The following is a 14,204-nucleotide window of genomic DNA, read 5'->3' on the forward strand; positions in this document are numbered from 1 at the left end:
GAAGAAAAAATTTTTCTTCTCTTGCACTTCAAAGAAGCAGTATATTATTCTCCCTAGAGGAAATGTCACAACCATATCCCAACCCAATCGCTTAACCTCTGTAATGTAAAAGCATTCTATTAGACGTCACAAAAGACTTGTAAACTTAAGACGACACACGTTTTCTAGTAAATGCTTATAATTTCAGCAGTATATATGTTCCTCAATTATTTAATAAATTAGCTAAAGTTTTACATGGATTTTCGAGATTTCATCACATACACGCCTAATGGTAATTTTATTTTAGAACCGCTACTAGACACGAGTGTTCTCTAGTTCTGAGTCTCTTTATGCCTAAATGCGACTCTTCTTATCAGCAACGAGAAGTCATGAGTCAAGGACTCAATTAGCCTGTGCATTCCCCTCCCCGTGTTATCTTTTTTGAGAACCCCGCTGGGGTTGCATGCAAAGAAAATAGTGAAATTGCGCAACTTAATGTAGTAATTAGACTTCTTAATTGGACCTGAAAGTCAGGCTATCTCCGTAGATCAATTAATATCAGTTCACTATGCGCGATTGCAATCGTCGAAGAACGCACAATCTAAGCAGTGTTGTCTCCATTAGTGCAGAAATAGTAGCTACCTTGTGCATCTACTACTGTCAAAGACAGTACGATGCTTTAAATCTGTGGTATAAAAAACCTATTTATTAATGTTAAATGCTTTTTTAAAAAAAACGATTTTATAAAAACCATGATGACCTGAGCGCATTATAATTTATGGTGATGATATTTTTAAAATAAATCTCTACAACGTCGAATCATCAAGCGCAAGTGTATAAAAATTACACGCTCGCAATCAATACATATCTATAAAATTCTCATAGCAGCACAACACGAGACTTCAGAACATATAAGATTCCCTAAGAAAAACATGCTCACGCCAAGAGTTAAGGGTGCTCTTTCTAAGAGATATCCCGTTTTTATCTAGCAAAACTACCGCAAGTTATCTGTGCTAGATAAAGATCACTTCTCAAACAACCCATTCACATGCAAAGGATAGGGCATATGAGCTCTATTTTCACGCCGAAATTGAAAAGCAGAGCATATCGCTGCCTTTTGCAAAAAGGAGGAGATCAACCCATACCAATAAAATCACAAGGCCCCGCTAATCGTCAGCCTCTTCTGAAAATAGGTGTTTTGAGCAGATACTAAGGCAATCCGGCATGGATCTCACAATAGCTACATACATTTTTGAATCCCAGAAAGTTAATCATTGTTAGGGGAACTATCGTAATATTTGGCCTCGTTGCAGCTGTCAATCTACCTGTTCCAGAATGTCTCCGAAATGCCGGGCATGCTTCCAATGAAGCCAATGCTTGTAAACACAAGGCGCTCAAAAAATTAATCATCTAAGAAACTGCGCAAGACTTCAGACCGGCTCGGGTGACGCAGTTTACGCAACGCTTTCGCTTCGATTTGACGAATCCGTTCTCGAGTGACGTCAAACTGTTTACCGACTTCTTCCAATGTATGATCGGTGTTCATGTCGATACCAAAGCGCATGCGCAATACCTTTGCTTCTCGAACCGTTAACCCAGCCAGTACCTCATGTGTCGCTGAACGTAAGCTTTCTGAAGTAGCGGAATCTAGCGGGAGCTCCAGGGTAGTGTCTTCGATAAAATCTCCTAGATGCGAATCTTCATCGTCACCGATAGGTGTTTCCATTGAGATCGGTTCCTTCGCGATCTTTAGTACCTTACGGATCTTATCTTCCGGCATTAGCATGCGATCTGCTAGCTCTGCTGGTGTCGGTTCACGTCCTATTTCTTGCAACATCTGTCGAGAAATACGGTTGAGCTTATTGATAGTTTCAATCATATGCACTGGAATACGGATAGTCCTCGCCTGATCGGCGATAGAGCGAGTAATCGCCTGACGGATCCACCAAGTAGCGTATGTCGAGAACTTATAGCCGCGACGATATTCAAATTTATCTACAGCCTTCATCAAACCGATATTGCCCTCCTGAATTAGATCCAGAAACTGCAGTCCACGGTTCGTGTATTTTTTTGCAATAGAAATAACAAGACGCAGGTTCGCCTCAACCATTTCTTTCTTAGCACGGCGCGCCTTGGCTTCGCCAATAGACATTCGGCGGTTGATGTCCTTTACCTGTTCGATAGTCAGCCCAGTTTCTTCTTCAATCTGCCGTAACTTCTTCAAGCTACGATGCACCTCATCATCGACTGCATGCAGTCTTTCAGACCAGGCCTTATTCATGGACAATGCCGCTTTGAACCAGCTATCACTGGTTTCGTTACCGGAAAAGAGAGTGACAAAGCTTTTCTTCGGCATCTTACTGATTTCTACACATAGCTTCATAATAAAACGTTCCTGATTACGCACGCGATCCATCATGGCGCGCATGTTATTAACCAGGTAGTCAAACTGCTTCGGCACTAGACGGAATTGTTTAAACACGTCTGAAAGATTAAGAATCTCCGAGGCAGATGTAATATGATTCAGCCCATTAGCTTTTATCATATTACGGGTAATTTCATACTGTTCACGTAGTTCAAGAAATTTCTGTCGCGCTAACTCCGGATCAATGCTATGATCGTCTTCAGCACTATCACCGCTACTGTCTTCTTCATCGTCATCAGCGGTGCTATCGTCAACAGCAAGTTCAGAGCCGATATGAGTCACAGTGGCCGTCATATCTTCTTCCGCGTTCGGATCGATAAACCCGGTAATCAGATCAGACATTCGCACCTCTTGCGCTTCAACGCGCTCGTACTGTTCGAGAAGGTAAGTAATCGCCTCTGGATACTCGGCTACTGAGCACTGCACCTGATTGATCCCGTCTTCAATACGCTTGGCAATGTCAATCTCACCTTCACGAGTCAGCAGCTCCACAGTACCCATTTCTCGCATATACATACGAACTGGGTCAGTGGTCCGTCCAATCTCCGCCTCAACACTAGACAAGACTTGGGCCGCTGCTTCCACCGCATCTTCATCGGTGTCGGAGGTTGTTTCGGCGAGAAGCAGATCATCGGCGTCTGGCGCTTCTTCCATCACCTGGATGCCCATGTCATTTATCATCTGGATGATATCTTCTATCTGATCAGAGTCGACGATATCTTCAGGTAGATGGTCATTAACCTCAGAAAAGGTCAAATAACCTTGCTCTTTACCACGTGTGACAAGCAGCTTCAGCTGTGACTGCGAGTTTTGCTCCATAAGACGGTATCCACACTTCAAGAGTAATAATCGGTGTTGGTTGACAAAAATAGATGACCAACGAGAGAGATGGGCTCCGTTTCACGCCGCGGCCCAATGCAGCATAGCGCAGGGTCTTGCCCTGCTAAATGTTAGATAATGATGCAGCCTCATTATTAAGTTTTTTTTGCCAGCGCCTGGTTCAGTGACCAGAGCTGCTGGCGTTCTTCGGCCGTTAGTCCATGTGTCCGAGCACGAGTGATCAGCGCTTCTTGGCGATCTTCGAGTATAGAGTCATAGAGATTTTCTAGGGTGTCAAGAAATGTCGCCTCGACCGTCTCATCAATGATCATATGGTTCCAGGTCGCAAGGGTGTTAAGCTGGGAAGAAAATTGAGTCTCCCGATAATGCTCCAGTAATTGACCGGTAGTAAGCCCAGAGCCTGCCTGGCAGGTCTGTACTAATTCGATAAATAGCGGCACACCCAGCTGTTTGGATTGCTCCAGATCCTGCACGTTAGGCACTAGTGCAGATAGTTGTGGATATTGTACGAGCAATCCTATCAGGATACGCATAGTTGTGCGTTTTATCCCCGGCCTTGTTCTAATGTGTTTCTTTAGAGCTGCCTGAGGGGCCAGCCTTTCAAGCTGGTTGTCGTCAAGAAGACCGAGCGTATTTCCCAACTTCTGACGCAAATAAAGACGCAGGGTTTCTCCTGGGATTTGGCCTATCAGTGGCAAGGCCAAGGTACTGAGCTTTGCCCGTCCGTCGGGATTACTCAAATCTACCTGCGGTATCAGTGTTTCAAATAAAAATCTTGATAGTGGAATCGCCTGTTCGATGCGATTCTCAAAAGCTTTTTTCCCGATTTTACGCACAAGAGTGTCGGGATCTTCACCTTCCGGAAGAAACATAAAATTTAGCTGCCGACCATCATTCAGGTGGGGCAACACATTCTCCAGCGCCCGCCAGGCCGCTCTACGCCCAGCATTGTCACCGTCATAACAGCAAATCACTTGGTCAGTAAGCCGATATAGTACTTGCATGTGATCGGCCGTTGTCGAGGTACCAAGAGAAGCAACTACATAGTGGATCCCGAACTGGGATAGTGAAACTACATCCATATAGCCTTCAACTACGAGCATCCGGGGTAATGTCGGATACTGTTTTTTTGCCTCATACAAACCATAAAGATGACGGCTCTTATAAAAAATCTCTGTTTCCGGGCAGTTTAAGTACTTCGGCTGCTCATCCCCTAATATCCTCCCGCCGAAGGCGATAACACGACCGCGCATGTCTCGGATCGGAAACATGATGCGTTCACGGAAACGATCGTAAGCTCGCCCATAATCGCTGATTGCCACCATGCCAGCGTTATTAAGCGCATTGCAATCGGCTGACGACTGACCGAAATGCTTAATGATATTATCCCAGCCAGCCGGCGCAAAACCGATGGCAAAACGTGTAATAACTGTTTCGCTTAATCCACGGTATTGCAAATATTTCTTAGCCAAATTTGCCGTTCTGGATTGCAACGCCTGCTGATAAAAACTACTAAGCTTCCCCATAAGCTGATACAACGTGTTTCGTTGATGACGAGCCTTCTGATTTAGGCCTATACCGCTCTCATACGGCACTTCCAAGTGGAGCTGGGCGGCAAGTTCCTCGATCGAGGCAACAAAATCTAACCGATCATAATGCATTAAAAAATCGATCGCATTGCCATGAGCGCCACATCCAAAACAATAGTAAAACTGCTTTTCCTCGTTCACAGTAAATGACGGGGTTTTCTCATGGTGGAATAGACAGCAGGCGTGAAAGTTTTTTCCCTGCTTTTTGAGCGGCACCCGCGAGTTAATTAGATCGACGATATCGGTACGCGCTAATAAAGCATTGATAAAGATACGTGGGATTCGTCCAGCCATAAGTCCTGTCGAATAAGCACTTAACCAATAAAAGCGTGAAACTTTTCTAGACCGCTCGATCCAGACGACGAGACAGGTACGTCTGAAGATTTATCACGCAATCAGACTAGCCTCTCACCTTAAAAGTCAATAAAGACGAGTACGGCGTGAGTTTTCGCGAGCCAGTTTCTTCGCATGACGTTTAACAGCAGATGCTTTGGCGCGCTTCCGTTCAGTTGTTGGTTTTTCATAAAACTCACGACGACGCACTTCAGCTAGAATGCCTGCTTTTTCGCAAGAGCGCTTGAAGCGACGCAGCGCGACATCAAAAGGCTCGTTTTCACGTACTTTAATTACTGGCATGTGATTCTCTTCTTGATGGAATTTGGATGTACTTGCTGACTTGTTTTAGCGCTTTTCAAAAAAAGTTCATAATCTTACTTTAAATCTGTTAAGGTTGTAAAGTTTTTAACTGTATAATCTTCTTTTCTACGAGACTTTAGTGAAGAATCTGATATTAGAACTTTTAAATAACACCAGAAGCATGAAAGAACTTAACTGGGTGCAGTTAAACATGATAAATCTTCAGTCAGATGTGTGTGTTATGCTCTAATGCTTCAAAAAAAACAGAGAGGCATGCTGTAATAGATTTTTATTTTTTTAAATCAATGATTAAAAATTTATGGTTCTAGAATATGTAGGAATCCCCGTTGCGCCTTTAAGCGACATTTTACAACTTCTCATGAGATCCTTAAAAAGGATTGATCCTGCTAGTTCAGTAAAAGGATACATTTTTCTCATGCACAGTCATAGCGTTAAAGATTATAAGAAAACTAAACTCCCAATATGAAAACCATTTCTTTTAACGTATATACAATAAGATATCGTGGATTAAATTTCGCTACCCCGTGCAATCTCTTTGCGCCCTGTGAGGGTGTGTGAATAATTTCTAACAACGTCATGCAAGTAAAACACTTTAAAAATTGCTATTGCTTCTTTTATCGCCTACCTTTCGTCATTGTTACACAAAAATTTACATGGATACTATAGAGCGCTATGCTGAGCTAGCATATGACTGCTTCAAACCATGAGTAGAGTGAGAATGTAGCGTCTGTTCATGACGACACTAGCATCATGAAAATAATATACATTTCGTATCCTGCAAAGGAGAAATCAAAAGCTATCTTTTTTATACAACCTGTATGATACCAAGAAGCTATATTATTAGAGCCATCATCACATGCTTATTCAATTTTCTAGGACGTTCGCTTTATCAAGGCAAGTAGCGCTAAAACATTAACGATGTTTTTCTTTAGCAACACTCTAGACCTAATTTCATATGTCAAAATTATATAAATGTATAAAGCGTGATAGGTTTCTACTATTAAGTATTATGTTAGTAGATAAGATCTGTCGTCTCCTTACCGTGCCTTTTTTATACGTTTTTAGCGCATCAGGTTATATTACAGGGAACAATCTGATCATTCAACCGACGGAAAAATCTATTCATTCAACAAATCATTTTGGCCCGGAAAAATAAAGCTTGATTACGAGAAGCGTTGCCTACATTACAGTAGGAACTTACTCTTTTAGCAAACTAGATACTTTATCTATTTAAGGTAAAAGTACCTTACCACAAGACTGCACAAGTTGAACAAGTTGAAAAAGTTGCTAAGCACTTAATGCTAAATATTATTCATGAGCTAATTAGTTGTTCATTCTAGCTAACCGGAGTATAGTTGCTGATCTCATTAGCAGCAATGCAAACTGTGTTCTGCCAAGGTGGATAGTCCGATAGTCAACTTTGCTCCATTCGAGCAGCCATACAAGACGAACTTATAGCTCATTAAGAATACGTAGGTATAAATGTTTTCAGGTGGCGAATAATACAGGCCCCTTTCACAAACAGGGACTCGTTATCAATTGATACAACCTTTCTAGAATAGAGCATCCGAATCTATCGGGGAGATTGGCTATTATTCATTCTTGCATCAATCAGGGCTCTTATCTATCCCATCTGTATGCATTCAGAATACACTTTATCAAAACAAATGCGGCTTTTATAAAAAAGCATGCACTTATCGCCAGAATAATACTCAAGTGCACATGTATAAAAGATGACCTGACCTTTGATTATTGCAGGGAGAGGTGCTGCTGACTAACTCTTGCTGTAATTCATTTCTAGAATGTTGGTGCTAACACTCAAGAACCGTTAGCAATACTTGGCTATTCAGCAAACCTCAAGCAGCGATGAGAGCCGGTATAGATATAACGCACATTATAAAGAATGAATATCGCTGAAAAACTGTAGCAGTAAACTTTTTTCCACTAGTTACGATTTTATACAAGAAAGAATCTTTTTATATGAAAAGAGACATGAAAATAACATGATCATCATCATGATCTATGTATGCGTCCTTTCGAAGAAATACTATAGATTTCTTTAAAACCAATACAAAAACAACTATAGCCACTTCCTATACTGATTAGTAACTAGGCGCTAATTGCTTCGTCTTAGATACGGCGCATTCTACTGAGTGCGTAGTTGTAAAAAAGAGCGGGGATATCCGTGAGGTATATTAGTTTTCTAGAGTCAATAAGCTGCAGCCAGCGAACCTAAGCAAAAAAATTTTTTCCATCTGGCGTTATTAAGTCATCGGCAGGTTTTCTTACTTCATCCATCTAGACGATCCAGTTTCTACTAAAGTAATTCTGCGTTCAGTAAGAGACACAACATAGTTCCGACGAAAGTCGGACAAGAAGAGCATCGCCCCATATTCTGCATTGTAGAAAAAAGTGAGTTCAAGCGGTCAATAATGACGAGTTAACAATGCGCTGGCATCGTGAAGACTCCAGCTTAATGAAGGCACTAAAAGACACGTCTGATGCACCCAAGATATAACCTTCTTGTAACGATAAATGATGATAAAATTCAATCGGTTTTGTTTGATGCAACACCATTAGAAATAAATTCAGCGCCACGCAGCATGAAAAAAAACATAGTTGATATTAGCCGAGCTATCGTCATCTGTCTTGCCGATTACATTTCTAAACATATGCGACCGCTAAAGGTCTACCTTGACAGGATTAGAGCAGGAAATTACGTCTGATTAGAGTGTAAAAACGCCACTCTTCCTTCACGCATGGAAATGCATGCTGTACGCTTGTTGAGCTACCCTAGGCAAAATGCTCTACTCTTAAGCATTACATAGCAGTAGCATGGCGATTCTTTTCGCTGCATCGGCTGCAAGTTTTCTAATGCACCCCTTGGACTCATGCGACCGCAGCGGTTGTAGGCTACAATAAGCTATATAGCTTGTTTATTAATAAAAAAGAGGCCTTATTGTAATGGGTATAGATCACATGAGAAACTTAGCCGCTGCTCCATCATGTTTAAAAAATTGAGCAGACTAAGCTTTGTATCTAATCTACGAGAAAAAAACCAAACAAACTTTTTTAAATAGAATTTCCGTAGTGATAAGCCTGCTGTACTAATGAGAAGTCAATTAAACGTTTTCTAAAATTAAGTTTCTCTCTGTGAAGAGAATAGTTGAATTATCGCGTCATGCTGCTAGAAAGTCATATCGCTTGAACATCCTTAATATAAATGGTCTACTTGATCAGTAAACATGTTACTGTTCTATAAAAATCGTGTATAGCATTGCTGATGATGAGATCAAATCATAATAATTGAATAATTTATTTTGATCAAATGAAATTTAAATTGTTATGTTCATCACCATGGCTTCTTAACTCAATGTTTCTGTAATAAGATGTTCATTTAAAATTAACATTAACTGTTAGCAGCGTTTAGTAAATAAAAATTATTTCCAGTTCATAAAATATCTAATGAGTAATTAAAATTAGAATATCATCTAATGATATTTAGGTAGGTATGGTACGGCACGGTACGGTAATGCTGATTGTTATAGTGATGGCCTTACATTGCTAACCTTAACGCACAATATTCAGAATGGCCAAAAAGCAGTTACACTCCGATAAGTCATGAGCACGAATAATGGATTTAATTAAGATATGAGGCACTATAAATATATTTGATTAAAGATTACATTGTTTGATAAGATACTCGCTGCAAGCTTCTTACCTACTCATGGCAGTTATATAACACGAATAGAAATAACACATTTTACCACTGCAGCGTTGCGATAGTATTGGCATTAACAAAAGAATGATTGCCAAAAAAATAAAAACGCATTCCACTATGCGGTTCTACATGTAAAGAGCCTCATAGTGGAATGCGCGCTTTCCGTGATTACAAGAAGCATTAGTAGCAAGCTATCTAAGAACCATGCACATAAGTATTGCGATTATTATGGGGGTATGTTGTCACCTGACCTGTGATGAAATATCGCATCTTAAATTTTTATTAACCAATACAGCTGGCTATATATCGATTTTTACGGTTGTCAAAAGGTTGTTAGGTTTTTGGAAAAATGCTGAGCGCGACTCTTCATGTCGATGCACTGAATAGCCGCTTCAGTATGACGTTCCTGCAGTGACTCCTTTCCTTTAACATTATTCTGTACAGACAAATGAGTCCGTTGGCAACTATTTTGAGTGGAAAAAATATTTTTTTAAATATTACCATTCCAGAAAAGTGCTGTCCATCCCCGCGCGCCTGTTGATAGAATGATAGCCTAGTGATACGTAAACATGAAGGCTAGATAACTACTTTAAAAGTATTCTTCCAGAGTCAACCGAAGAGCAACACCGCCGTTAACAGTCGGTAGGTTATGTAACATTTGAGCTTTAATGTGGGGCTCAGAAAACTACTTGTAATCAGAAGTATTCTTATCAGTATTTTCACAACTAGTGATTTGTTATGCTGGATCGGTAGGCTCCTTATGCGCTGCCTATCAATAACACTAGCTCATACTTGAAAGTGTCTTATTCAAGACATATCAGCTCGTAATTAATTTTGCTACATGATGATTATCATTCACACTAAAAAATTGGTTAGGGTTAATCACCCCAGGGTAGGTGTACAATATTGAAGATTCGCTATGTTAGAGTATGTTCTGGTCGATGTTCAGGAGTGAGAATTGTTCCCGGTATTTTGCTTTCACGTTTTATAAACGTGCCCTTTCTTCAAATAGCAGTGACTGATCACCAACAACACTATCCAGGCGGAATTAATTAACCTACACGCTCAAATTGTGGCACCTCTGTTTCTTGATACAGAGCGTGCTCACCACCATACCTAGCTCCATGCTCTTCAGAGGAGCGCCGTGTTCTTTTCTCTCTCTCACCTCCACTCTTATCATAGAACCCACGCATGAATGTACAGATATCACTGCATATTCTATAATAATAGAAAGTTTATAGCCACTACTCTAAAAGAGTAGTAAAATAAAAGCTTTTAGCGTCTTTAGCATTCATGGTATTTTCTGGCTCTCTAGTATTATTCGAGCTCAATCTCAAACCAGAAAAAGCTTATAGTTCAGCAAAAACATTCTCATGGAACATTTCTAGAGGATCAATACGGGCTTGATAGTACTGAGAGCGATGTTAATCAGAGTCATTCATTAGTATATAAGATTTTAAAAAAACTTTGACCATGTACTCAGTACATTTTTTCTCAAAATCATTCACTGATTTTCTTATAAGAAAAACTTCAGAAACCAGTTTTTGCTATTTCAAAATCTGGGTTCAGTTCTGATCCTAGATGGATAATGTTTTAGAGGTCGGTTAGGCCTACTATTTTTCTACTAAGCAAGACGAAAAACTATACCTAGGATGTTCGCGAAAAAATAAGTTTTTAATATTTTTCTGCGAATCTTACAAAACTTTTGTCAGTCGACATGTGAACTTATAAAGTGTCCGACAAGCTTTCCGGATCGTTCTTTCTTTAATAATCGATAACAGAATGTTAGTAGCAACATGCACACATTAACATGTGCTAAAATTATAGCGATCTAATCATTTATGGAAACTAGCTGCAAGATTTTAGTAAGTGAGACTACAACATCCAGTCGCATGTTATCGACAAGCAAGAAGCATGGAAACCTTCCTAGTGTAACAGTTGAGAGAACAAGAAAAAATGCTCTCCGTAGCTATAACTATTCACCCAAAAACAATAATGATAAAAGGCTTTAGCGCATTTAATCAAGCAGATTTTCTGAAAAATTCGAACAATGTTAACTGACATCACGCGCAATATAATTTTTTATTACTCCTTATTAAGCAACCTCGTTCAATAACATCAGAGATGATATTTATTTATCTTGTTTAACATTAGAAGTGTTGATCAAAGACAGCGATGTAATGGCTCATTATTAATAATGCAAAAAAAAGAATAAGTAAGAGTAACACATGAACTGAAATAATAGACCATCTCGGTTCTAATTACGATACTTTCTCTTTTTACATCGCTTTTTTTATTAATTCTATGACTCGTAGTTTTGCTAGCACGTTAGATAGTTCAGCCGATGCCCGAGCATAATCAAGATCACTGTGGCAGTTATTCATATGATCCTCTGCCCTCCGCTTAGAATCCAGCACTCTAGATTCGTCAAGATCTTTACCTCGAATAGCAGTATCGGCCAGTATTGTAACACTACTGGGCTGTACTTCAAGCATCCCTCCAGACAAGTAGATATACTCTTCAGTGCAGTGTTCTTTTACAATCCGCACCATACCAGGTTGAATGGCAGTTAGCAACGGTGCATGGCCAGGAAAAATCCCCAGCTCACCCTCGCTACCTGTCACCTGGATTTTCTCAACGACGCCGAAAAAAATTTTTTTTTCAGCACTAACAACCTCGAGATGATAAGTTTTTGCAGACATAACCCCCCATTAAGGCATTAAAGTGTTTTGCCTTTTTCTACAGCTTCATTGATTGAACCTACCATGTAGAATGCTTTCTCCGGGAGATGATCGTATTCTCCGTCTAGGATGCCTTTAAAGCCAATAATTGTGTCTTTTAACGCTACATACTTGCCTGGAGAGCCTGTGAAAACTTCCGCGACAAAAAATGGCTGAGACAGAAAGCGCTGAATCTTACGCGCCCTAGAAACTGCTACTTTGTCATCTTCGGACAATTCATCCATACCAAGAATAGCAATGATATCCTTCAGCTCCTGATAGCGCTGCAAAATAGACTGTACGCCGCGCGCCACGTCATAATGCTCCTGCCCAACCACCAGTCGATCTAACTGACGACTGGTAGAGTTGAGGGGATCTACTGATGGATAAATACCTAATGAGGCAATCTGACGGCTTAGAACCACGGTGGCGTCAAGATGCGCGAATGTGGTTGCGGGGGACGGGTCGGTCAAATCATCAGCAGGGACATACACTGCCTGTATAGAGGTAATAGATCCAGTTTTCGTAGACGTGATTCGTTCCTGTAATACGCCCATCTCTTCCGCGAGAGTCGGCTGGTAACCTACTGCAGACGGCATACGCCCCAGGAGAGCTGATACTTCTGTCCCAGCCAGAGTATAACGATAAATGTTGTCGATGAACAAGAGAACGTCACGACCTTCATCACGAAATTTCTCCGCCATGGTGAGGCCAGTTAGTGCAACGCGCAGCCGATTCCCTGGGGGCTCATTCATCTGGCCATACACTAGAGAAACCTTATCGATAACGTTGGCATCCGTCATTTCATGATAGAAGTCGTTACCTTCTCGGGTGCGTTCGCCTACACCAGCAAAAACGGAATAACCAGAGTGTTCGATAGCTATGTTGCGGATTAGTTCCATCATGTTCACAGTTTTACCCACGCCAGCGCCGCCAAATAGGCCGACTTTACCGCCCTTAGCAAAGGGACACATAAGATCGATAACCTTAATCCCTGTTGCAAGAAGATCCTGCGAAATCGCTAGTTCTTCATAGGTCGGAGGAAGACGGTGAATAGACCATCGCTCTTCCGTGTTGATACTGCCTTTCATGTCAACAGGTTCACCCAATACGTTCATAATACGGCCCAGGGTGGCTTTACCAACCGGCACTTCAATTGCATGTTCGAGATCGGTCACCATGAGGCCACGACGTAACCCGTCGGAGGATCCCATTGCGATACAGCGAACGACGCCGCCTCCCAGCTGTTGCTCTACTTCAAGCACCAATTTTGTAGTACCTTTACCCACTTCAAGGGCGTTGTAGATCTTGGGTACAGCGTCTTGTGGGAACTCGACATCAACTACGGCGCCAATAACCTGGATAATATTTCCAGTAGCCATCTTGAATCCTCTGCGTAATGCGTAACCTAAACTGCGGTAGCTCCCGAGACGATTTCAGCGAGTTCCTGAGTAATGTTAGTCTGTCGAGCCTTATTATAAACACGTTGTAGCTCTTGGATCAGGCTTCCGCCGTTATCAGTCGCAGCTTTCATGGCTACCATACGAGCAGCTTGTTCGCTAGCCAAGTTTTCAACGACGCCCTGATAAACCTGTGATTCTACATAACGACGCAGTAAAGTATCCAGTAGTGTTTTAGGATCCGGTTCATATAGATAATCCCAAGATTTTATCTTTAAATACTCCGATTCCGCTGTCGGAAGAGGCAAGATTTGCAGAATTTTCGGCACTTGGGACATAGTATTAACAAATTTATTGCTGACAATATAGAGTTTATCAAGTTGGCCTGCGTCATAAGCCTGTAACATAATATTGACTAGTCCGATCAATTCAGACAGCGTGGGGCTGTCTCCCATTCCCGTTACCTGCGCCAGTACTTTTATACCGACCGAACTGAAAAAAGACACCGATTTTGCACCAATGAGAGCCAAGTCGGTTTTTACACCTTTCCCATCCCAATCTTTCATCTTAGCCAGCAGTATTTTGAATACATTCATGTTTAAACCACCTGCCAAGCCACGGTCAGTTGCCACCACCAAGCAACCTATGCGCTTCACCTCACGTTCTTCTAGATAAGGGTGTTTATATTCTAAATTACATAATGAAAGGTGACCAATTACTTTTCGCATTGCTTCTGCATAAGGACGGCTAGCAGCCATGCGTTCCTGAGTTTTACGCATTTTAGACGCAGCAACCATTTCCATCGCTTTAGTAATCTTTTGCATATTCTGTACGCTTGCAATCTTACTATTGATCTCTTTTACACCGGCCATG

The 14,204-nt window shown here is 41.2% G+C and carries 6 protein-coding genes; all 6 read right to left on the reverse strand.

Annotation, left to right across the window (positions count from 1 at the left end; translation table 11 throughout):
- Positions 1–1,381: 1,381 nt before the first annotated feature.
- Positions 1,382–3,223 (reverse strand): RNA polymerase sigma factor RpoD, encoded by a 1,842-nt coding sequence (rpoD, locus tag A359_RS02675; RefSeq protein WP_014888323.1) that lies wholly within the window; start codon positions 3,221–3,223, stop codon positions 1,382–1,384.
- A 155-nt stretch (positions 3,224–3,378) separates the two neighbouring features.
- Positions 3,379–5,127, reverse strand: a complete 1,749-nt coding sequence (gene dnaG / locus A359_RS02680; protein ID WP_014888324.1) for a DNA primase — start codon at positions 5,125–5,127, stop codon at positions 3,379–3,381.
- A gap of 126 nt (positions 5,128–5,253) precedes the next feature.
- Complete coding sequence (gene rpsU, locus A359_RS02685) at positions 5,254–5,469, reverse strand: 30S ribosomal protein S21 (RefSeq protein ID WP_014888325.1); 216 nt, start codon at positions 5,467–5,469, stop codon at positions 5,254–5,256.
- Between the two features lie 6,021 nt (positions 5,470–11,490).
- Positions 11,491–11,913 carry a F0F1 ATP synthase subunit epsilon gene (locus tag A359_RS02695; RefSeq protein ID WP_014888326.1) on the reverse strand — a complete coding sequence of 141 codons (423 nt, stop codon included), beginning with the start codon at positions 11,911–11,913 and terminating at the stop codon, positions 11,491–11,493.
- 17 nt (positions 11,914–11,930) lie between these two features.
- Complete coding sequence (atpD, locus tag A359_RS02700) at positions 11,931–13,313, reverse strand: F0F1 ATP synthase subunit beta (RefSeq protein WP_014888327.1); 1,383 nt, start codon at positions 13,311–13,313, stop codon at positions 11,931–11,933.
- Positions 13,314–13,339: 26 nt separating this feature from the next.
- Positions 13,340–14,203: a F0F1 ATP synthase subunit gamma gene (gene atpG / locus A359_RS02705; RefSeq protein ID WP_014888328.1), complete on the reverse strand. Its 864-nt coding sequence runs from the start codon at positions 14,201–14,203 to the stop codon at positions 13,340–13,342.
- Position 14,204 lies beyond the last annotated feature (1 nt).

This window comes from secondary endosymbiont of Ctenarytaina eucalypti (genome assembly GCF_000287335.1).
In the GTDB taxonomy this organism is placed as follows: Bacteria; Pseudomonadota; Gammaproteobacteria; order Enterobacterales; family Enterobacteriaceae.